Here is a 21,967-nt window from a genome sequence, read left to right on the forward strand (position 1 = left end):
CTGGAGCGGCGCCCACGGGGATTTTCTTGAGCGCCGATCCTTCCAACCTGCAACGCCGTCCTTCGCTGCTTGTCGCCCTGCTGCTGGCCCTGCTCGTGGCCGCGCTGAACATCGGCCTGTGGTGGGCGGGCAACCGGCCGCACGGCCCGGAGGACTGGCATGGCCCGATCGGCGGCTTCGCGCTGGAGCCGTACCAGCGCTACCAGGATCCGCTGAAGGGCAGGTTCCCCAGCGACGAGCAGATCGACGGCGACCTCAAGCTGATACGCCAGTACAGCTCCAACATCCGCACCTACTCGATGCTGCAGACTCCGCAGGTTCCACGCCTGGCGGAGCGCGAGGGGCTGAAGGTGCTGGCCGGCGCGTGGATCGACACGCGGCTGGACAACAACGACCGCGAGATCGACGCGCTGATCGCCCAGGCGCGGCGCTATCCCGGCACCATCAACCGGGTGCTGGTGGGCAACGAGGTGCTGTTCCGCAACAACGTCACGCCCGAACAGATGATGGCCTACCTGGATCGCGTGCGCGCCGCGCTGCACCAGCCGGTGTCCACCGCCGAGCCGGACTACATCTGGGAGAAGTATCCCGAGCTGGCGCAGCACGTGGACTTCATCACCGTGCACCTGTTCCCGTACTGGAACGGCATCCCGCTGACCGGCAACGGCAAGGGGCTGGATCGGTTCCCGGCGCTCGCCGCGGCGCTGGGCAGCTACCAGACGCTGCAGAAGATGTTCCCGGACAAGCACATCGTGATCGGCGAGATCGGCTGGCCATCCAACGGTGACCGCGTCAAGTACGCCTATCCCTCGGTGTCGAACGAGGCGATCTTCCTGCGCCAGTGGTTCAACCTGGCCAAGCGCGACCACATCGACTACTACGTGATGGAGGCCTTCGACCAGCCGTGGAAGGAGCAGCTCTCGGGCCGCACCGAGGCGTACTGGGGCATGTTCAATGCCGACCGCCAGCCCAAGTTCCCGTTCACCGGCCCGGTGACCGAGGACACCGCGTGGCCGTGGAAGGCGCTGGCGGCGAGCCTGCTGGCGCTGCTGCCGATGGTGTGGTTCGCGCGACGCTACACGCGCTTCAAGCTCACCGGGCGGCTGTTCTTCTGCATGCTGATCCAGCTCGCCTGCGGGCTGATCGTGTGGTCGGCCACGCTGCCGTTCCAGTTCTACCTGAGCTGGGTGGACTGGACGATGCTGGTGCTGCTGTTCCCCGCGCAGATCGCCATCCTCGCCATCCTGCTCATCAACGGCTTCGAGTTCACCGAAGTGCTGTGGCGGCGCGCCTGGGTGCGCCACGCCGGCATGCTGCGGCCGGACACGCCGGAGAAGCAGCCCTTCGTGTCGATCCACCTGGCCTGCTACAACGAGCCGCCGGACATGGTGATCGTCACGCTGGACTCGCTGGCCGAGCTGGACTACGAGAACTACGAAGTCCTGGTGATCGACAACAACACCAAGGATCCGGCGGTGTGGGGCCCGGTGCGGGACTACTGCGAGAAGCTGGGCAAGCGCTTCCGCTTCTTCCACCTGGAGCCATGGCCGGGCTTCAAGGCCGGCGCGCTGAACTTCGGCCTGAAGGAAACCTCGCCCGAGGCCGACGTGGTGGCGGTGATCGACGCCGACTACGTGGTGCGCCACGACTGGCTGGCCACGCTCACCGGCTACTTCCACGACCCCAAGGTGGCCGTGGTGCAGTGCCCGCAGGCGCATCGCGACTTCGAGCACAACCGCTTCCGCCGCATGACCGCGTGGGAGTTCGACGGCTTCTTCCGCATCGGCATGCACCACCGCAACGAGCGCAACGCGATCATCCAGCACGGCACCATGACCATGGTCCGGCGCAGCGCGCTGGAGGGCACCGGCGGCTGGTCGGAGTGGACGATCTGCGAGGACGCCGAGCTCGGCCTGCGCCTGATGCATGCCGGCTACGAGCTGGTCTACGTGGACGAGCTGATGGGCAAGGGCCTCACGCCCGCCGATTTCAAGGCGTACAAGAGCCAGCGCTACCGCTGGGCCTTCGGCGCGATGCAGATCCTCAAGGGCCGCTGGCGCTGGATGACGCAGAAGGGCCCGCTTTCCGGCGGCCAGCGCTTCCACTTCCTTACCGGCTGGTTCAGCTGGTTCGCCGACGCGCTGCACCTGATCTTCACCCTGATGGCGCTGTTCTGGACCGCGGGCATGGTGGCGTTCCCGCAGTACTTCAGCCTGCCGATGCAGCTGTTCCTGATCCCGGTGATCGGTTTCTTCTTCGCCAAGGCGATCTTCGGCATCGTGCTGTACCGTGCCCGCGTGCCCTGCGGCTGGTACGACACGCTGATGGCCTCGCTGGCCAGCATGAGCCTCTCGCACGCCATCGCGCGCGGCATCCTGCACGGCCTCACCCGCGAGAAGACCTCGTTCGTGGTGACCGCCAAGAGCCGGCGCATGGGCGGCAGCAGCTTCGCCGCCTTCGCGCCGGTGCGCGAGGAGCTGCTGATGGCGGTGGCGCTGACGCTGTGCATCGTCGGCATGGCGCACGGCTACGGCACGCGCTACATCGAAGGCACCTTGTGGATGTTCATCCTCGCCGCGCAGGCCATCCCCTACGTATCGGCCGTGATCGGCGCGTGGATCGCGCACAAGGCGGGCGACAAGGCCGGTTGATATCGCCATGGGCGATATCAACAAATCAGGCACGGTGCTTTTGGGGGTCTTGATCTCCGCGCTGCCCCGGAAAGCGCCCGCTCCGTTCATATCCGCGCCGGGCGGCAGGCCCTATCATCCAGGCTTCCGTCCCCTGGATCTCCCGCGTTGCTGACCCGCCTCCGCTTGATCTTCCAGGCCTGCTGGCCCTGGCTGCGCATCCCGTTCTGGGTCTGCCTCGGCCTGTTCGTCGGTTTCGTGCTGCCATACACGCTGGTGCTGAACAAGCGCGTGCAGGAGCGTTTCAACGACCTGGTGTTCGCCGTGCCCACGCGCGTGTTCGCGCGGCCGCTGCCGCTGGCGGTGGGCGAGCCGATGACGGCGGAGACGCTGCAGCTCGAGCTCACCTTCGCCGGCTACACCCAGGACGGTGCGGGCCAGGTGGCGGGCAGTTGGACGATGAAGGGTTCGCGCTACACGATTTCCTCGCGCGGCTATGCCGGGCCGGAAGGCGGCGAACTGCCCAAGCGCATCGAGGTGGTGCTGGGCAAGGGCGCCATCGCGTCGGTGCGCGACCTCGGCAACGGCAGGCCCATCGAGCTCACTCACCTCGACCCGGCGCGCATCGCCACGGTGTACGGCGCCGACCAGGTGGACCGGCGCATCGTGCACCTCGCCGACCTGCCGCCGCTGCTGGTGGGCGGCCTGCAGGCGGTCGAGGACCGCGACTTCAAGCACAACATCGGCATCGACTTCAGCGCGATCCTGCGCGCCACCTTCGCCAACCTGCGCGCCGGCCGCACCGTGCAGGGCGCCTCCACGCTGACCCAGCAGCTGGTGCGCAACCTGTTCCTCTCGCGCGAGCAGACCTTCAAGCGCAAGATCAACGAGGCGCTGATGTCGATGCTGCTGGAGATGCACTACAGCAAGGACCGCATCCTCGAGGCCTACGTCAACGAAGTCTTCCTCGGCCAGCAGGGCGGCCAGGCGGTGCATGGCTTCGCCGCCGCCGCGGAGTTCTACTACGGCCGTCCGCTGCGCGACCTGCGCCCGCAGGAGGTCGCGATGCTGGTGGGTCTGGTGAAGGGCCCGAGCTACTACGACCCGCGCCGCTACCCGGACCGCGCGCTGACGCGGCGCAACCTGGTGCTGCAGGAGTTCGCCGACACCGGCCTGCTCAGCGCGGAGCAGGCCAAGGCCGCGCAGGCCACGCCGCTGGACGTGATCCAGAACGGCCAGCTGCCGCACAACCGCTTCCCCGCCTTCATGCAGCTGGTGCGCCAGCAGATCACCAGCGACTTCGACGAGGACACGCTGCGCGCGGGCAACCTGTCGATCTTCACCACGCTGGACCCGGCCGCGCAGCTCTACAGCGAGCAGGCCGTGGACGCGACGATGAAGAGCCTGGGCAAGCGCGCCGACCCGGTGCAGGCGGCCGGCGTGGTCACCGACGCGCACGACGGCAGCGTGCTGGCCATCGTGGGCAGCAAGTTCGCCGGCGACCAGGGCTTCAACCGCGCGCTGGATTCGCAGCGGCCGATCGGCTCCACCATCAAGCCCTTCGTCTACCTGGTGGCGCTGACCAATCCCTCGCGCTGGAACCTCGCCACCGCGCTGGACGACAGCCCGATCAGCATGCGCATGCAGAACGGCACGCTGTGGGAACCGCACAACGACGACAACCAGAGCCACGGCATGGTGCCGATGGTGGAGGCGCTGGAGCAGTCGTGGAACCTCGCCAGCATCCGCCTCGGCCTCGCCGTGGGCCTGCCGCGCATCCGCGGTTTCCTGCAGTCCTTCGGCCTCGACAACGTCAACTCCGGGCCATCGCTGCTGATCGGCGCGCTGGACCTCTCGCCGCTGCAGGTGGCGCAGATGTACGAGTACATCGCCTCCGACGGCCACGCGCTGCCGCTGCTCGCCGTGCGCGGCGTGGTGGACGGCAACGGCAACACCATCAAGCGCTACGAGGTGAAGACCGGCGCGGGCGAATACCAGCCGGCGGTGCGCCTGGTCACCTGGGCGATGCAGCAGGTGGCGCTGTACGGCACCGCGCATGCGCTGGGCGACTCCAGCCTCGCCCCGCTGCACGCCGCCGGCAAGACCGGTACCAGCAACGACCTGCGCGACAGCTGGTTCGCCGGCTTCACCGGCGACCACCTGGCGGTGTTCTGGCTGGGCCGCGACGACAACAAGCCGGCCCACCTGTTCGGCGCCACCGGTGCGCTGCCGGTGTGGCGCAACCTGTTCGCCAGGCTGCCCACGCGGCCGCTGCCCAGCGCGCCGGGCGACGGCCTGCAGATGGCGTGGATCAATCCCGCCGACGGCAAGCCCACCGAGCCGCAGTGCACCGGCGCGAAGCAGGTGCCGGTGGTGGCGGGCTCGCTGCCGGACGACGTCGAGGGCTGCGGCTTCTGGCAGAGCCTGTTCGGTGGCGGCGGCCCGGCGGCCGCGTCGTCCAGCGCCGTCGCCAATCCCGCCGCGGTGCCCGTGGCAGCCCAACCTTCCAACGGAAACTGAGCATGAGCTTCACCCATCGAATCCTGCGCGCGTGGTCCCTGTTGCCGGCGACGGCCTTGCTGGCGGCCTGCGCCACGCAGGCGCCGGTCGAAGCGCCGCCCAGGCATCCCGCGATGCAGCCCGCCGCCATGGTCGCGGCGATCCGTGCCGCGGGCGAGCGCGAACAGTCCGTGATCGCGGTGCAGCCGCTGGCCGATCCGGGCATCTCCGCCTGGCAGCAGGCCGCCGAAGCCAGCGTGCAGGCCGGCCATTACGACGCGGCCGCAGCCACGCTCGACCAGGCGATCAAGCAAAGCCCGAACTCGCCCGACCTGCTGCAGGACCGCGCTGAAGTGGCGGTGTACCAGCACAACTACGAGATGGCGCAGAAGCTCGCGCAGCAATCGTGGACGGTGGGCCCCAAGTTCGGCCCGCTGTGCGCGCGCAACTGGGAAACCATCGCGCAGCTGCGCCGGCAGGCCGGCGACGATGCCGGCTTCGACTCCGCGGAGAAGTGGCTGCCGAAGTGCCACGTGCAGGGCGTCAACCGGTTCTGACCCGTCCCGCGGCGCCATGGCGCCGCGCCTGCGGGAGGCCGTTCCAGGCCGGAACCACGGCCGTCACGCCCGCGGGAAGGCCGCATTTCAATTTTCCGCCCCTCAAACGTCTAACTCCCCGAGACGGGTCGTAGTGTGCCGCTGCGGCTGCCGATGGCCAGGGTATCCCGGGCCGTCGCCGCCGTCCGCGGCGCTCCGCAACAGGACGGGGCGTCCGCGGGACACGCCGCCGACCCGACGGTTGGAGTGGTATGCATGCCTTGCCCCGCAAGCATGCAGGTCTGCGTCGGGAGGACGCCTTTCCGGCAACCCGGCGGTGCCCCCGCGCCGCCGGGTTGCCGGAGGACTTGCGCCGCTCCGGAGCGCGGGCTGCCGTCGCATGCCTTGCGCGAAACCGGTTTGCCGCATGCAGGCGCTGGGCGATACTGCGGCGATGATAGCTTCCGATGACACGCGGCCCGACCGCGTTGCCGCGCTGCTGGGTGCCGATGGGCCGTTCGTGCGCGAGTTGCCGAACTTCGCGCCGCGCGCCGCGCAGCAGGCGATGGCCGAGGCGGTGGCGCAGGCCATCGCCGGGCGCGAGACGCTGATCGCCGAGGCCGGCACCGGCACCGGCAAGACCTACGCCTACCTCGTGCCCGCGCTGCTCTCGGGCGAGCGCGTGATCGTCTCCACCGGCACCAAGGCGCTGCAGGACCAGCTGTATTTCCGCGACCTGCCGAAAGTGGTCTCGGTGCTTGGCATGCGGCTGAAGACGGCGTTGCTGAAAGGACGCGCGAACTACCTCTGTCTGTACCGGCTCGACCAGACGGTGCGCGAGGGCGCCAGCTTCGACAAGCCGCAGGCCGCGCAGCTGGCGACGATACGCGCATGGTCGGCGCGCACGCGGCGCGGCGACCGCATGGAACTGGCCGAGGTGCCGGAGGAATCGCCGCTGTGGCCGCGCGTCACCTCCACGCCGGAGAACTGCCTGGGCGTGGAGTGCCCGTTCTACGACGACTGCCACGTGGTCAAGGCGCGCCGCGAGGCGCAGGAAGCCGACCTCGTGGTGGTGAACCACCACCTGCTGTTCGCCGACCTCGCGCTCAAGCAGGAAGGCTTCGGCGAGATCCTGCCCGGCGCGGCGGCCTTCGTCCTCGACGAGGCGCACCAGGTGCCCGAACTCGCCGGGCAGTTCTTCTCGCAAAGCGTGAGCGCGCGCCAGCTCGCCGACCTCGCGCAGGACGCCTTGCGCGAATGCAGCGGCGTCACCGGCGCCATCGGCCTGCTGCTGGAGCCGGTGGAAGCCTTGCAGGATGCCTTGCGCAAGCTGCGCCTCGCCATGGATCCGCTGCCGCCGCGCGGCACGTTCGCGGCGCTGGAGGCCGCGGGCGAGGTGCGCGATGGCCTGCATGAAACCGGCGAACTGCTGGCCACGCTCGCCGACCTGCTGGCCTCGCAGGCCGAACGCTCGCGCGGCTTCGCCAATGTGTACGAGCGTGCGGCGATGCTGGCCGAACGTCTGGATCGCATCCTCGAACAGACGTCCGAACGCGACGTGCGCTGGTACGAACTCTTCCCGCGCGGTTTCGCGCTGCACGCCACGCCGCTGGACCTCGCCGCACCGCTGCGTGCGATGCGCGAGCGCAGCGAGGCCGCCTGGGTGTTCACCTCGGCCACGCTGTCGGTGGCCGGCCGGTTCGAGCATTTCGCGCGCCAGCTCGGCCTGGACGAACCGCAGGCGCTGCTGCTGGAAAGCCCGTTCGACTATGCGGAACAGGCGCTGTGCTACCTGCCCGACGGCCTGCCCGATCCCGCCGCGCGCGACTACACCGAGCGCGTGCTCGACGCCGTGCTGCCGGTGCTGCATGCATCGAACGGTCGCGCCTTCCTGCTGTTCACCTCGCATCGCGCCTTGCGCCGCGCCGCCGAGCTGCTGGCCGAGCGCGTGCCGTGGCCGCTGTTCGTGCAGGGCACGGCGCCGCGCCACCAGCTGCTGGAGGAGTTCCGCCATTCCGGCCATGGAGTGCTGCTCGGCGCGGCGAGTTTCTGGGAGGGCGTGGACGTGGCCGGCGACGCGCTCAGCGTGGTGGTGATCGACAAGCTGCCGTTCGCCGCGCCGGACGATCCGGTGCTGGTGGCGCGGCTGGAGGCGTTGGAGCAGCAGGGCATCAACCCCTTCATGGGCTGGCAGGTGCCCGCCGCGGCCATCGCGCTGAAGCAGGGCGCCGGCCGGCTGATCCGCAGCGTCACCGACCGCGGCGTGCTGGTGCTGTGCGATCCGCGCATCGCCAGCAAGAACTACGGCAAGCTGTTCCTCGCCAGCCTGCCACCGATGCCGCGTACCCGGGATCTTGGCGATGTGCAGGCGTTCTTCGCTTGAAAGCCCCTCTCCCGCTTGCGGACGCGGGGAAGGGCCATGGATGGCCCTGCTTTGAGGAGCGAGGAAGAGCAGTTGGGGAGAGGGGCTTTTGCTTGTGGCGACAACCCGGCCAGCACGCGCCCTCTCCCCCGGCCCCTCTCCCACAAGTGGGAGAGGGGAGCAAAGCGTGCATTGCGAACTCCAGGAACCCGCCGCATGAACCACGAGCCCGACCTGCGCACCGATCCCGCCTTGCTCTCCGTGCAGGAGGAGCTGCGCCAGCGCGAACCGATCTTCCATCGCCCGGAATTCGGCACGACGCGCACAGACCATCTCGCGATGACGGCGGAGGATTTCTGGGAGGTGGGCGCCTCCGGCAACCGCTACAGCCGCGAGCATGTGCTCGACGTGCTCGACGAACGCCGGCGCGATCCGCAGCCCGACCCGTGGGAGACTTCCGATTTCCACTGCCGCCAGCTTGCCGAAGCGGTCTACCTGCTCACCTACACCCTGCGCCAGGACGCGCGCGTGACGCGCCGCGCCACGATCTGGCGGCGCGATGCAGGCGGCTGGAAGATCGTGTTCCATCAGGGCACGATGGTGGCGGACACGCAGCTAAGAGCCTGTTTATGATCTCCACATGGCCCGCGCTGCCTTGCATTGGCCGTCAGGTGGTAGTGCGTGGCGCCGCGCCTGACTGGCCGTCAGGTCAAGCCGCGCGCTGCCGCATGGCGGCTAATGCAAGGCAACCCTTCCTCGCTCCTCAAGGCCGAGTCCATCCATGGACTCTCCCCGCGTGCGGGCCGGGTCTGTTTGCCAACATTCCAGCGTCATCACTCGGTCGTGGACGGACGTCCACTCTCTCGTTCTTCCTTGGCCTGCGCGCAAACAGTTCCCGGCGCGGGCCATGCGGAGATCATAAACAGGCTCTAGCATCGCCATGATCATTTCCTCCGCCCTCGACTACCGCGTCGCCGCGCAGCGTCGGCTGCCGCCGTTCCTGTTCCACTACATCGACGGTGGCGCCTACGACGAGCAGACCCTGCGTCGGAACGTGGAAGACCTGCGCAGCCTCGCGCTGCGCCAGCGCGTGCTCGGGGAGGTCGGCGAGGTCGATCTCTCCACCGAGCTGTTCGGCGAGCAGCTGAGCCTGCCGGTGGCGCTGGCGCCGGTGGGCCTCACCGGCATGTATGCGCGGCGAGGCGAGGTGCAGGCGGCGCGCGCGGCGGCGGCGAAGGGCGTGCCGTTCACCCTGTCCACGGTGTCGGTGTGCCCGATCGAGGAAGTGCAGGCGCAGGTGTCGCGACCGATCTGGTTCCAGCTTTACGTGCTGCGCGACCGCGCCTTCATGAAGAACGTGCTGGACCGCGCCTGGGCCGCCGGCGTGCGTACCCTGGTGTTCACCGTGGACATGCCGGTGCCGGGCGCGCGCTACCGCGATGCGCACTCGGGCATGTCCGGCCCGCACGCCGCGTTGCGCCGCGTGTGGCAGGCGGTGTGCCATCCGCGCTGGTCGTGGGACGTGGGCCTGCTGGGCCGTCCGCACGACCTCGGCAACGTGTCGGCCTACCTCGGCCATCGCATCGGGCTGGAGGATTACATCGGCTGGCTGGGCAAGAATTTCGACCCCTCGATCGGCTGGCGCGACCTGGAATGGATACGCGAATCCTGGAAGGGCGCGATGCTGATCAAGGGCATCCTCGATCCGCAGGACGCGAAGGAAGCCGTGCGCTTCGGCGCGGACGGCATCGTGGTGTCGAACCACGGCGGGCGCCAGCTCGACGGTGTGCTGTCGTCCGCACGTGCGCTGCCGGCGATCGCCGACGCGGTGAAGGGCGAGTTGAAGATCCTCGCCGATTCCGGCGTGCGCAGCGGCCTCGACGTGGTGCGCATGCTGGCGCTGGGCGCCGACGGCGTGCTGCTGGGGCGCGCCTTCGTCTATGCGCTGGCCGCAAACGGCGAGCGGGGCGTGGCCCATCTGCTCGATTTGATCGCCAGCGAAATGCGCGTGGCGATGACGCTGACCGGCGCGAAGTCGCTGGCCGGCATCTCGCGCGACAGCCTCGCCATCGCATAAAAGCCACACAACGTCCCGGCCGCCACCCGCAGGCGCCCGCGCCAGGGCATCGTGGATTGCTGTGATGCAGGCTCCGAATCGAAGGAGCCGGGACATGGGCAAGTGGATGCAAACGGCTACGGCCAAGGTGCTGGGCATCGGCGTGCTGGCGCTGCTGATGACGCTGCCGCTGATGCAGGTGAGCGGCCTGGTCGCCGAGCGGCAGGCCTTGCGCACGGAGGCGGTCAACCAGATCGCGCAGGGCTGGGGCGGCAACCAGGTGCTGGGTGGGCCGATGCTGGTGGTGCCCACGCGCCGGCTGGTGACGCCGGACGGGCAGCCGCCGCAATGGCGCGCAGGCAGCGAAACGGTATTGGCCGACACGCTGCATGTCGACGTGGCGCTGGCTACCTCCACGCGCCAATACGGCATCTACGCCGCATCCGTGTTCGTGGCCACGGCGAAACTGCAGGCCGCGTTCCGTGCCGAGGATCTTGCGCAGTTCCGTGCGGGCAGCGATGCCGCATGGCAAGGCGGCAAGGCCGAATTGCGCCTGCCCGTGGCCGACCTGCGCGGCCTGCAGCAGGTGGACGAGCTGAGCATCAACGGCAAGCCGGTGCGCTTCGAGTCATCCGCCGAACGCTTCGGCCCGTGGCCGGTCGTGGTGGTGCCGATCGACCTCGATGCGCTGGGCGGCCAGCCCATCGCTGTGGCGATCACCCTCAAGCTGGCCGGCACCGAGGCCTTGCAACTGCTGCCGTTGGCGCGCAGCACCGACGTCACCATGCGCGCGCCATGGCGCGACCCCAGCTTTGCCGGTGCGGCGCTGCCGCTGGAACGCAGCATCGGCGCCAACGGCTTCAGCGCGCACTGGCACCTGCTCGACCTCAATCGCAGCTATGGCCAGCATTGGAACGAGCGCGACGACGGCGTGGTGAATGCCTTGCCGTGCTCCAGCTTCGGCGTGCAGCTGTACCAGCCGGTGGACGTCTACCAGCGCAACGTGCGCGCGGGCAAATACGGCCTGCTGTTCATTGCGATGACCTTCGTGGTGTTCTTCCTGTTCGAGGTGCTGAAGCGGCTGCGCGTGCATCCGGTGCAATACCTGCTGGTGGGCATGGCGCTGGCCACGTTCTACGTGGTGCTGCTGGCGCTGTCCGAGCAAATCGGTTTCGGCGCGGCCTATGCGATAGCCGCGGCGGCGGTGGTGGTGATCGTGGGCGGCTATGCGGTCGCCGTGCTGCGCGCGCGCAACGCCGGCTGCCTGCTGGGCGGCGTGCTGGCGCTGATCTACGCGATGCTCTACGGCCTGATCGCAGCCGAGCAATACGCCCTGCTGGTCGGTGCGCTGGTGTTGCTCGCCACGGTGGCGTTGCTGATGTACCTCACTCGCCGCATCGACTGGTACGCATACACGCCGGCCCTGGGCGAAGCCCCTGCCGCTATCATGGGCCGGCCATGAACCTGCTCGCCATCGAAACCGCCACCGAAGCCTGCTCCGTCGCCCTGATCCACGGCGACGAAGTGATCGCCCGCAGCGAACTCGCACCGCGCCGCCACGCCGAACGCGTGCTGCCGATGGCCGACGAGCTGCTGGCCGAGGCGGGCCTGGGGCGCCACGCTCTGGACGTGATCGCGGTCGGCCGCGGTCCCGGCGCTTTCACCGGCGTGCGCCTCGCGGTGTCGCTGGCGCAGGGCATGGCGCTGGCGCTGGACCTGCCCGTGGTCACCGTCTCCTCGCTTGCCGCGCTGGCGCTGGAGGCGCCGGACGATGGCGAAGCCGACAGCGCCATCCTTGCCGTGATCGACGCCCGCATGGGCGAGATCTATGCCGCCAGCTACCGCCGCGACGGCGAAGGCGGCCTCATTGCGCTGGACAGCGAACGGGTCTGCACCGCCGAATCCCTGCTGCTGCCCGAAGCCGGCTCCTGGCAAGTGGTGGGCAGCGGCTGGGCCACCTACGAAGCCGTGTTGGGCGAACGACTGGGCCGTGCGCCTGGCTTCGCTGACGGGGCACGTTACCCGCAGGCCGTGCACGTGGCCGAGCTCGCCGCCCGCGAATTCAGGGCAGGGCATGCGCTTCCACCCGAGCAGGCGTTGCCGGTGTACCTGCGAGACAAGGTGGCGTTGACGCTGGTGGAGCAGGGCAAGGCGTAAATCGCGGGCCGGCAGCGCCACGTGCACCGCGCGCCTACGGATGGACGATTCACGACGCGTCCCGGCATCAGCAGGGACGCGTCGTGTGCTGCATTTACTCGGTGCGGTCGTACGAGAACTGGATGCCCGCGGTACCGCCGGTCTCGATGAAGAGGTTGATGAAGGCTGGCACCGTCTCCTGGCGTTGCCAGTCGCGTTGCAGTTCGCAGAACAGCTGCGCCACGCTGATCATCTTGCCACCGGCCTGCTCAATGCGCCGCAACGCCATTTCGTGCGCGGTGACCGAGGTGCCGCCGACGGCATCGGCGACGACGTAGACCTCGTAGCCGGCCTTCAGCGCGTCGAGCGCGGGGAAGGTGAGGCAGGCCTCGGTCCACAGTGCCGTCATGATCAGTTTCTTGCGGCCGGTGGCTTCTACCGCCTTGCGGAATTCGACGTCCTCCCACGAGTTGATCGAGGTGCGGTCGTAGGTGGGGACTTTGTCCAGCACCTTGCGCAACTGCGGGATCGGCGGCTTGTTCAATCCGGTCTTGACGTTGACCGTGGAATGCACGATCGGCAGGCCGTAGACCACGGCTGCCTTGGCCGTGCCGACGATGTTGTTGACCAGCAGTTGCCGGTCCATCGAGGCGATCGAGTTCACCTGCACCGGCTGGTAGTCGATGACGATCAGGGCCGAGTTCTGCGGGGTCAGCAGTTCGTCCTTCAGGGGATCACGGATGGGTTCGCTTGCCATGGAAGTACTCCGTTGCGTGGATGTGCCGGAACGCGGCACGCGTGTCGAAGATAGAGCGGTGGTGTGTCAGGTACGGGGCGGTCTGCCCGTGGTTCTTCCGTGATGTAGGAAGGAAGGCGCCGGCACGGATCCGGGTCGGCGCTGGGTTTACTGCATGCGGCCGAAGCGGCCGCTGTTGAAGTCGGTCACGGCCTGGCCGATTTCCTCGTGCGTGTTCATCACGAACGGGCCGTAGCCGACGATGGGCTCGTCGATCGGCTCGCCGTCGAGCAGCAGCAGGGTGGCGTCGCCGTTGGCTTCGAGCGCGATCTCGCTGCCGTCGCGTTCCAGCACCGCCATCTGCGCCTCGCGCACCACCTCGCTGCCGTTCACCAGCACGGTGCCCTTCAGCACCACCAGAGCGAGCGTGCGGCCGGCGGGGAGACTGAAGGCCGCCGTCTTGCCTGCCTTGAGGCGGATGTCCCACACGTCCATCGGGGTGAAGGTGCGGGCCGGGCCGCGATGGCCGGCGTATTCGCCGGCGATCACGCGCAGCTGGCCGGCGCCGTCGGGCAGCGCCACCGACGGGATGTCGGCGTCGAGCAGGGTCTGGTAGCCCGGTGCGGCCAGCTTGTCCTTGGCCGGCAGGTTCACCCAGAGCTGCACCATTTCCAGCGTGCCGCCGTTGCGGGTGAATTCGCCCGAGTGGAATTCCTCGTGCAGGATGCCGGAGGCGGCGGTCATCCACTGCACGTCGCCCGGGCCGATCTTGCCGCCGGCGCCGGTGGAATCGCGGTGTTCCACCTCGCCCTCGTAGACGATGGTGACGGTCTCGAAACCGCGGTGCGGGTGCTGGCCCACGCCGCGCGGACGCGCGGCGGCGTCGAAGCGGTGGGGACCGGCGTAGTCGAACAGCAGGAACGGGCTCAGCTCGCGGCCGTGGCTGTCGTAGGAAAACAGCGAGCGCACCGGGAAACCGTCGCCGACCCAGTGCGGGCGGGGGGCGCTGTAGACGCCGAGGATCTTTTTCATGTCGACTCCAAGCGTTGCGCGGGGGCCGCGGGATGCTGTCCGTTGGCGTTGACGGGAATGATCTTCGTGGGACGATGGTGCCGGTAGTCGGCAGGATTTATCCTCAGAGTCCCATGTGTGGAACGATGAGGGCGCACCATGCGGGATCTGAATGACCTCTACTACTTCGTCCAAGTGGTCGAGCACGGCGGTTTCGCGCCGGCCGGGCGCGCACTGGGCATGCCCAAGTCCAGGCTCAGCCGCCGCATCGCCCTGCTGGAGGAGCGTCTGGGCGTGCGCTTGATCCAGCGCTCCACGCGCCATTTCTCGGTGACCGAGATCGGACGGGACTTCCATGCCCATTGCAAGGCCATGCTGGTGGAAGCCGATGCCGCGGAGGAGGCCATCGAGGTCACCCGCGCAGAGCCTCGCGGCATCGTGCGCATGACCTGTCCGATGGCTTTGCTCGACGCGCTGGTCGGCCGGATGTTGGCCGACTTCATGGTCGAGCATCCGCAGGTGCAGGTGCACCTGGAAGAGACCAACCGCCGCGTCGACGTGGTGGGCGAGGGCGTCGACGTGGCGCTGCGCGTGCGCCCGCCGCCGCTGGAGGACAGCGAACTGGTGATGCGCGTGCTGGCCGAGCGCAGCCAGTGCCTGGTCGCGAGCCCCGCGCTGGTGGCGCGGCATGGGGCGGTGCAGGGACCGGCGGACCTGTCGCGCTTTCCCAGCCTGGGCCTCGGCGCGCCGCATGGGGAGCACGTGTGGCGCCTGTTCGGCCCCGACGGTGCCGAGGCCGCGATCCACCATCGTCCGCGCTTCATCACCCGCGACATGCCGGCATTGTGCGATGCGGCGATGGCCGGCGTGGGCGTGGTGCAGTTGCCGACCATGATGATCGGCGCGCAACTGGCCAGCGGCGTGCTGCAGCGGGTGATTCCCGCCTGGCGGCCGCGGCGCGAAATCGTGCATGCGGTGTTTGCCTCGCGCCGCGGATTGCTGCCTTCGGTGCGGGCGCTGATCGATTTCCTGGGCGCGCGCTTCGCGGCAGGCTCGGATGACTGACTTGCGCGCCGCTTCCCGGGGCGCGAATCCGCGTTGTCCGCGTGCGTGGTCAGGACCTGGGAGCCGCCCAGTCGTGCGCGGGAGGCGGAATGCGCCTTGCCGATCTATCTGCGCGACAAGGTGGCATCGGCGTTGGCGGAGCAGGAGAAAGCCTGGCCCGCATGTATCCGTGAAGCCGGCGATTACGTTGCAATGAATCCACATGGACGGTGATCGCGCCCCTGCCATAGAGTGGTGCAGGGGAAGCGGGTGGCCGCTTCACGGCTGCCAGTCGAGCAGGGGACAAGCATGTATCTACGCATTGCCGCAGCGGCGATCTTTTCCGTGGGCGTGGCCTACGCGGGCCAATGCCTGGGACAGGAAACCGCCAAGCCGCTGATCACCAGTCCCGTGTACACGAAGCCGCAGCAGCTCGTGGACATGGATCACGGGCGGAGGATGAACATCTATTGCCTGGGCTCCGGTTCGCCGGCCGTCATTCTGGATGCAGGCATGGGCGATTCCACCATCTCGTGGGCACTGGTGCAGCCGGCCATCGCCGCCAGGACGAAGGTCTGTTCCTACGATCGCGCCGGCCTGGGCTTCAGCGACGGCTCAAGCCGCCCGAGCACCGCGGCCAACATCGCCGAGGATCTGCACGCCTTGCTCAAGGCGGCGCATGTCGCCCCGCCTTATGTTCTCGTCGGCCACTCGGCGGCAGGCATGTACATCCGCGTGTATGCCGACCGCTATCCCGACGAGGTGGTCGGCATGGTTTCGGTCGAAGGCTCGCACGAGGACCAATGGGTGCGCGGCTGGGCCATCGGCGCACCGGGCCAGCAAGCCAAATGGGATGCCTTCCTGAAGGACTACGGCAGTTGCGTGGACGAGGCGAAGCGCGGCCTCGTCCCCGAGACACCGGCCTACAAGAAATGCGTCGGCGATCCCGACCCGCGCTTCAGTCCGGCCATCAATGCGGCGCAGGCGCGCTACGCCGCGACCGCACGCTGGCAGGCCGCGGCGGCCTCCGAGCGCCAGTCCGTGGCCTACGCGAGCGCCGACCAGGCGCGCGCCACGCGCAGGCATTACGGCGACATGCCGATCATCGTGCTGACCCATTCGCCCTATCCGAAGGCGAAGGACGAGACCCAGGACGAGCGGAACCAGCGCACGCTGCTGTGGGAGTCGCTGCATCTGGAGGTGGCCGCGATGTCCACGCGTGGCGTGAACGAGATCGTGCCGGATTCGGGCCATTACATCCAGTACGAGCACCCGCAAGTCGTGATCGATGCGATCGAGCAGGCGTTGTCGGTTGCGCAGGAGGATATGCGTAGGGCCAAATGACCCGGGACCACAGCCGCCGAGTCATCGGTCACGGGCGAAAACGGTGGTTTTGCAGCCAGAGGATCCTGGTCGATGCTGCTCTGGCGCGGATGCTGCTTTGATTTCCATCTTCGATCTTTGGAGCGGCGTGCATGCGTGCGAGTCCACACCTGACGTTCGATGGTCAATGCCGGGCGGCGTTTCCTGCCTACCAGCGCATCCTTGGCGGCGAGATCACGACCATGCTCACCTACGGCGAGTCGGCACTGTCTTCGCAGGTCGATGCGCAATGGCATGGCCGGATCGTCCACGCAACGCTCGTCGTGGACGACATCGAACTGACCGGCGTCGACATGCTTCCGCCAAATTACGTCAGGCCCCAAGGCTTTTTTGTCACCTTGACGTTTGATGCGCTGGACAAGGCACGGGTCGTATTCAAGGCGCTTTCGGAACAGGGCGAGGTGCATCTGCCTTTTGGCGGGACGTTCTGGTCGCCCGGTTTCGGCGTGGTGACGGATCGCTTCGGGACGCCCTGGGAAATCAACACGGCAAGCTGAAGTCAAAGCTGCCCGATCACCAGCTGCACCGCCAGGCTGCTGACCGACACCGCCGCCCACACGCCCAGCCCCAGCAGGATCGGACGCGGGCCGCTGGCGATCATCTTGCGCAGGTTGGCGGACAGGCCGATCGCGGTGAGCGCGACGATGATCAGGAACTCGGCGGCGGCGTGCAGCGCGGGCTGGATGGCGACGGGGATGAGGCCGGCGGTGCGCAGCGCCGAGGCCACCAGGAACCACAGGATGAACCAAGGGAAGATGCGGCGCAGGCTGAAGTCGGTGGCGCCCTTCTTCTTCTCGCGCGCGGCCACCGCGAAGGCCAGGATCAGGCAGATCGGGATGATCAGCGTGGCGCGGGTGAGCTTGACGATGGTGGCGTAGTCGCCCGCCGCGTGGCTGAAGCTGTAGCCGGCGGCCACCACCGACGAGGTGTCGTTGATCGCGGTGCCTGCCCACAGGCCGAAGCCGAGGTCGCTGAGGTGCAGCAGGTGGCCGAGCAGCGGGAACAGCAGCACGGCGACCACGTTGAACAGGAAGATGGTGGAGATCGCGAACGCGGTGTCGTGCTCGTCGGGCTTGATGATCGGCGTCACCGCGGCGATCGCCGAGCCGCCGCAGATCGCGGTACCCACGCCGATCAGGATCTTCAGCTTGTCGTGCACGCCCAGCCAGCGGCCCAACGCCCACGCGCTGAGGAAGGCCACGGTCAGCGTCACCAGGGTCACCGACAGCGATTCCAGCCCGGTCTTCGCCACCTGGGTGAGGCTGAGGCCGAAGCCCAGCGCGATGATCGACCACTGCAGCACTTGCTTGCCGGCGAAGGCGATGCCGGGCGTGAAGCGCGCATCCGGCGAGACGGTGTTGCGCACCGCGATGCCGAGCAGGATGCCGATCACCGGCCCGCCGATCAGCGGCAGCAGCCGGCCCAGCCACCATGCGGCGAGCGCGAGCACGATGGCCAGCAGCAGGCCGGGCGCGCGGTTGCGCAGGGTGGGGCGGGCAAGGGCGGCGGCGAGCGGGGCGTTCATGGTGCGGGCCTTGGGAAGATCTGAAAGTTCCACCTCGACGTCATTCCCGCGTAAGCGTGAATCCACTTCGCTTTGCCTCACAAGAGCAAGATGGATTCCCGCTTGCGCTGGAATGACGACTTCTTCGGGAGGGCTTGGGTGAACCTGACCCTCCCGGGTATTGGTGCTGCATTGTCCGCCCCTCATGCAATCAGTAAAACTTGGAATATCTGATCATTCGTATAAGATCGAATGATGAATAACATCAGCCCGCGCCAGCTTGAGGTGTTCGTGCAGATCGCGCTGCTGGGCAGCGTGCGCGCCGCCGCCGAGCGGCTGTACCTGACCCAGCCGGCCGCCAGCATGGCGCTGGCCGAGCTGGAGCGGCAGCTCGACGCGCCGCTGTTCGCCCGCGAGCGCGGCCGGCTGCGGCTCAACCCGCGCGGCCGCGAATTGTTGCCGCTGGCGCAGGAACTGCTGGAGCGCCACGCCGAGTTCGGCCGCCGCGGTCGCGAGGATGGCGACGTGCTCTCCGGCGAACTGCGCATCGGCGCCAGCAACACGGTGGGCAATTATCGCGTGGGCGAGCTGCTGGGTGCGTTCGTGCGCGCGCATCCGCAGGTGGCGATCCGCCTGCGCGTGGCGAACACCGACGCGATCGCCGCGGCGATGCTGGAGCACAGCCTCGACCTCGGCTGCGTGGAAGGACCGGTGACGCACCCACAGCTGGAAGTGCGGCCGTGGCGCGATGATTCGCTGGTGGTCTGCGCCCCGCCCGATCATCCGCTGGCGCGCAAGCGCGGCCTCAAGCCTGCCGACTTCGCCGGTGCGCGCTGGGTGATGCGCGAGCCGGGCTCGGCCACCCGCGCCACCAGCGAGCGCGTTCTGTCGCAATTGCCGCCGGGCGAGACGGTGCTGGAGCTGGACCAGATCGAAGCGATCAAGCAGGCGGTGATCGCCGGCCTGGGCATCGCCTGCCTGCCGCAGGTGGCGGTGGTCGATGCGCTGGCGACGGGCCGGCTGAAGGCGCTGAAGACGCCGTTCCTGGACTTGAGCCGCAGGCTGTCGATGCTGGTCCACCGGCAAAAATACCGTGGTGCGTTGCTGGACGCGTTCATCGCGCAGGTGGGGTTGGGGCGGTGATGCGCGAGGCTTTAATGTGTAGAAGGGTATTCCGCCAGGTCGATTCTGGTTAAGCAATCGTGATCGGATGCAGCCCCAAATCTGAGTTCGCGGCGATCGTTGATGCGTGCTGAAATTGCTCGGTAGCCAGGTCCGCCATCTACGCCGAGCGCCCAGTTATGTTTGATGGTAACCCCTGCAAATTTCGCAATTCCAATGGCGGTTGCGCAGGATGATCCATTCAATGTGATGCTCATTCCATGAGATAAGCTGCTTGGGCTGTCCATGACAATAGTGGTGATGCCCCATCTATTGTCTGCGGCTTTATAAAAAGTAGCCAAGCCCGAGCCGGTTGTTGTTTCATCGCTGAATACAACATGCAATGACACTTGGATATTGCCGATTTGGGGGAATTTTTGACTTGTGGCAAGAGCGGCAATGGTGGCTTCTAAATCTTTTGATTCATTGGATTTGGCGTTGGCGGATGTTGTGGTGAGAATCACCAATGCACAAATGGCTATGGCCAATAAATTGCGAAGCATGGATGTCTGGTTGCGATTCATGGCGACCCCGGCAAATTGGGCCTGACGCTTGGTAGGCTTCGTATCGAAGCATAGATGATCCGGTGTGGATCAACGCGCTTCTCCCCTCTCCCGCTTGCGGGAGAGGGTGCCCGAAGGGCGGGAGAGGGTATGAGCGGAGCGAGATGGTGAGGCAAGCTTGTGCCCTCTCCCCCGACCCCTCTCCCGCAAGCGGGAGAGGGGAGAAGCCGGCTTTACCTAACCGAACTGCGCCAGCAGCTCGGCCACGTGCTCGTGGGTGGTGGCGCGCAGCAGGCGGGTGGCGTGGTTGCGCAGGGTGGCGTGGTCCAGCGTGGCGAGGCGGTCGCGCACCAGCAGCAACTGGCTGGGGTGCATGCTGAACTCGGTGAGGCCGAGCGCGAGCAGCATGGCCGTGAAGTTCACGTCGCCGCCGATCTCGCCGCACAGGCTCACCGGCTTCTTCGCGCGGCGCCCCGCGCCGATCACGTGCGAGAGCAGGCGTAGCAGGGCCGGCTGCAGCGGGGTGTAGATGTTGTCCAGCGCGTCGTTGCCGCGATCCGCGGCGAGCACGTATTGGGCGAGGTCGTTGGTGCCGATGGCGAGGAAGTCGGCGTGCTCCAGCAGCGAGCGCACGTTGATCGCGGCGGCGGGCACCTCGATCATCGCGCCCAGCGGCAGCTTCTCGGGCAGGTCGATGTTCTCGCGCTTCAGGTCCTGCCGCGCCAGCTTGAACAGCGTGCGCACCGCGATCAGCTCGTCGGGCTGGGTCACCATCGGCACCAGCACGCGCACCGGGCCGTAGCAGGCGGCGCGCAGGATGGCGCGGATCTGCGTGGTGAACACCGCCGGATAGCGCAGCGACAGGCGCACGCCGCGCACGCCCAGCGCGGGGTTGTCCTCGCCACGCATCACCAGGCCCGCGGCGTCGGCCTTGTCGGCGCCGAGGTCCAGCGTGCGGATGGTGACCGGCAGGCCGCCCATGCCCAGCACCAGGTCGCGGTAGGCGATGAACTGCTCGTCTTCCGAGGGCAGGCCCTTGTGGCGCAGGAACAGGAACTCGGTGCGGTACAGGCCCACGCCGTCGGCGCCGCGGGTGCGCGCCAGCGCCACGTCGGCGGGGGTTTCCGCGTTCGCCAGCAGGCGGATGGCGACGTCGTCGCGGGTGCGCGTGGCGGCGTTGGCGAGCGTGGCGAGCCGGCGCCCCTCGGCGGCGGCTTCGCGCTGCCAGGCGCGGTAGCGGGCGAGGTCCTGCGCGGTCGGATGCACGATGGCTTCGCCGCGCTCGGCGTCGAGCAGGATCAGGTCGTCGTCGTGCAGCAGCGACAGCGCCTCGCGCGCGCCCACCAGCATGGGCAGGCCGAGGCTGCGCGCGAGGATGGCGCTGTGCGAATACGCGCTGCCGGAGCTGGTGACCGCGCCGAGCAGGCCGTTGCCGGCGAGCTGGGCCATGTCGGCCGGCGCGATGGTGTCGGCGATCAGGATCTCGCCCACGCGCGCGGCGATCTTGCGCTCTTCCGGCGTGGTGTGGCGCTGCAGCGCGGAGACCACGCGGGCGATCACCTGGTCGATGTCCTCCTTGCGGCTGCGCAGGTAGGGGTCGTCCATCGCCTCGAACACCGCCGCCAGGCGGTCGCGCTGTTTCTTCAGCGCGGCGCCGGCGCGGTAGTGGCCGATCTTCACCAGGTCGTCGAGGCCGCGCAGCAGCTCGGCGTCGTCCAGCAGCAGGCTGTGCGCGTCGATGAACTCGTTGACCTCGCGCGCCAGCGCGCCGTGCAGCTTGCCGCGCAGTTCGCGCAGTTCCAGCCGCGCGGTGTCCAGCGCGCGGTGCAGCTGTTCCAGCTCGGCCTCGACTTCGTCCTCGGCCAGCGGGCGGTTGTCCACGGCGTAGCGGCTGGGCCGCACCAGGCGCGCGCGCCCCAACGCCATGCCGCGCGAGGCCAGCGTGCCGGGCAGGACGTGCCTCACGGGCACGCCCCTTGGAGCGTGCCCGTGAGGCCGGGATTCGGGATACGGGATTCGGGATTCGGCAAAGCGGGTTGCGGCAAGACTTGCCGCAACGCCCGATGCGCGGCTTTTGCTTTTCCGAATCCCGAATCCCGTATCCCGAATCCCATCGCTCTCATGCCCCCTCGTCGAACTTGCGGTCGAACAGGTCGGCCACGGCGTCCAGCGCGGCCTGTTCGTCCGGGCCCTCGGCGCGGATCGTCAGCGGCGTGCCGATGCCGGCGGCCAGCATCATGACGCCCATGATGCTCTGCGCGTTGACTTCGCGGCCGCGGTTCAGCAGCAGCACGGTGGATTTGTAGCCCTGCACCAGTTGCACCAGCTTGGCCGAGGCGCGCGCATGCAGGCCGAGTTTGTTGGAGACGACGATTTCTTTTTCGAGCATGGGTCAGGCTTTTCGAG

General features: G+C 68.1%; 18 protein-coding genes. 12 read left to right on the top strand and 6 right to left on the bottom strand.

Translation table 11 applies throughout. The annotated features are described in order from the left end of the window. Positions 1–26 precede the first annotated feature (26 nt). The 8 genes from IHE47_RS05840 (at position 27) to tsaB (ending at position 12,240) form a co-directional block, all read left to right on the top strand. Complete coding sequence (locus tag IHE47_RS05840; protein WP_192104933.1) at positions 27–2,651, top strand: glycosyltransferase family 2 protein; 2,625 nt, start codon at positions 27–29, stop codon at positions 2,649–2,651. Between the two features lie 147 nt (positions 2,652–2,798). After that, positions 2,799–5,150, top strand: a complete 2,352-nt coding sequence (gene mrcB / locus IHE47_RS05845) for a penicillin-binding protein 1B (protein WP_192104934.1) — start codon at positions 2,799–2,801, stop codon at positions 5,148–5,150. A gap of 2 nt (positions 5,151–5,152) precedes the next feature. Then, a complete protein-coding gene (locus tag IHE47_RS05850; RefSeq protein WP_192104935.1) occupies positions 5,153–5,686 on the top strand; it encodes a tetratricopeptide repeat protein in 534 nt (177 codons plus the stop codon). Between the two features lie 433 nt (positions 5,687–6,119). Next, positions 6,120–8,048, top strand: a complete 1,929-nt coding sequence (locus IHE47_RS05855; RefSeq protein WP_192104936.1) for an ATP-dependent DNA helicase — start codon at positions 6,120–6,122, stop codon at positions 8,046–8,048. 195 nt (positions 8,049–8,243) lie between these two features. Continuing rightward, positions 8,244–8,660: a DUF4440 domain-containing protein gene (locus IHE47_RS05860; protein WP_192104937.1), complete on the top strand. Its 417-nt coding sequence runs from the start codon at positions 8,244–8,246 to the stop codon at positions 8,658–8,660. A 307-nt stretch (positions 8,661–8,967) separates the two neighbouring features. After that, complete coding sequence (gene lldD, locus IHE47_RS05865) at positions 8,968–10,104, top strand: FMN-dependent L-lactate dehydrogenase LldD (RefSeq protein ID WP_192104938.1); 1,137 nt, start codon at positions 8,968–8,970, stop codon at positions 10,102–10,104. A 94-nt stretch (positions 10,105–10,198) separates the two neighbouring features. Next, positions 10,199–11,545: a cell envelope integrity protein CreD gene (gene creD / locus IHE47_RS05870; protein WP_192104939.1), complete on the top strand. Its 1,347-nt coding sequence runs from the start codon at positions 10,199–10,201 to the stop codon at positions 11,543–11,545. Further along, entirely contained in the window at positions 11,542–12,240 is a 699-nt protein-coding gene (tsaB, locus tag IHE47_RS05875) for a tRNA (adenosine(37)-N6)-threonylcarbamoyltransferase complex dimerization subunit type 1 TsaB (protein ID WP_192104940.1), read from the top strand. The genes creD and tsaB overlap by 4 nt, the downstream gene beginning before the upstream one ends. A gap of 94 nt (positions 12,241–12,334) precedes the next feature. Here tsaB and IHE47_RS05880 read toward each other — a convergent pair whose 3' ends face one another. Together IHE47_RS05880 and IHE47_RS05885 are read right to left on the bottom strand one after the other, a co-directional pair. Then, the gene (locus tag IHE47_RS05880; protein ID WP_192104941.1) at positions 12,335–12,976 is read right to left on the bottom strand and encodes a hydrolase; all 642 of its coding nucleotides are present in this window, start codon (positions 12,974–12,976) and stop codon (positions 12,335–12,337) included. 147 nt (positions 12,977–13,123) lie between these two features. Beyond that, positions 13,124–13,987, bottom strand: a complete 864-nt coding sequence (locus IHE47_RS05885) for a pirin family protein (RefSeq protein ID WP_192104942.1) — start codon at positions 13,985–13,987, stop codon at positions 13,124–13,126. 138 nt (positions 13,988–14,125) lie between these two features. Between IHE47_RS05885 and IHE47_RS05890 the strand changes: the two genes are divergently transcribed. The 3 genes from IHE47_RS05890 to IHE47_RS05900 all read left to right on the top strand — a co-directional run bounded on the left by IHE47_RS05890 (position 14,126) and on the right by IHE47_RS05900 (position 16,890). Then, positions 14,126–15,031: a LysR family transcriptional regulator gene (locus IHE47_RS05890; protein ID WP_192104943.1), complete on the top strand. Its 906-nt coding sequence runs from the start codon at positions 14,126–14,128 to the stop codon at positions 15,029–15,031. Positions 15,032–15,319: 288 nt separating this feature from the next. Next, positions 15,320–16,354, top strand: coding sequence for an alpha/beta hydrolase (locus IHE47_RS05895; protein WP_192104944.1), 1,035 nt, complete (start codon positions 15,320–15,322; stop codon positions 16,352–16,354). A gap of 131 nt (positions 16,355–16,485) precedes the next feature. Beyond that, positions 16,486–16,890: a VOC family protein gene (locus IHE47_RS05900; protein ID WP_192104945.1), complete on the top strand. Its 405-nt coding sequence runs from the start codon at positions 16,486–16,488 to the stop codon at positions 16,888–16,890. A 2-nt stretch (positions 16,891–16,892) separates the two neighbouring features. Here IHE47_RS05900 and IHE47_RS05905 read toward each other — a convergent pair whose 3' ends face one another. Then, positions 16,893–17,918 carry a putative sulfate exporter family transporter gene (locus IHE47_RS05905; RefSeq protein ID WP_192104946.1) on the bottom strand — a complete coding sequence of 342 codons (1,026 nt, stop codon included), beginning with the start codon at positions 17,916–17,918 and terminating at the stop codon, positions 16,893–16,895. Between the two features lie 234 nt (positions 17,919–18,152). Between IHE47_RS05905 and IHE47_RS05910 the strand changes: the two genes are divergently transcribed. Beyond that, complete coding sequence (locus tag IHE47_RS05910) at positions 18,153–19,040, top strand: LysR family transcriptional regulator (RefSeq protein WP_192104947.1); 888 nt, start codon at positions 18,153–18,155, stop codon at positions 19,038–19,040. An 11-nt stretch (positions 19,041–19,051) separates the two neighbouring features. On the opposite strand, the gene IHE47_RS05915 is transcribed toward IHE47_RS05910, so the two are convergent. The 3 genes from IHE47_RS05915 to IHE47_RS05925 all read right to left on the bottom strand — a co-directional run bounded on the left by IHE47_RS05915 (position 19,052) and on the right by IHE47_RS05925 (position 21,950). Then, entirely contained in the window at positions 19,052–19,582 is a 531-nt protein-coding gene (locus IHE47_RS05915; RefSeq protein WP_192104948.1) for a hypothetical protein, read from the bottom strand. Positions 19,583–19,798: 216 nt separating this feature from the next. Beyond that, positions 19,799–21,526 carry a phosphoenolpyruvate--protein phosphotransferase gene (gene ptsP, locus IHE47_RS05920; RefSeq protein ID WP_192104949.1) on the bottom strand — a complete coding sequence of 576 codons (1,728 nt, stop codon included), beginning with the start codon at positions 21,524–21,526 and terminating at the stop codon, positions 19,799–19,801. 154 nt (positions 21,527–21,680) lie between these two features. Continuing rightward, the gene (locus tag IHE47_RS05925; RefSeq protein ID WP_192104950.1) at positions 21,681–21,950 is read right to left on the bottom strand and encodes an HPr family phosphocarrier protein; all 270 of its coding nucleotides are present in this window, start codon (positions 21,948–21,950) and stop codon (positions 21,681–21,683) included. Between the last annotated feature and the right edge of the window lie 17 nt (positions 21,951–21,967).

The sequence above is a fragment of the Rhodanobacter sp. DHB23 genome (genome assembly GCF_014842975.1).
Lineage (GTDB): Bacteria > Pseudomonadota > Gammaproteobacteria > Xanthomonadales > Rhodanobacteraceae > Rhodanobacter_A.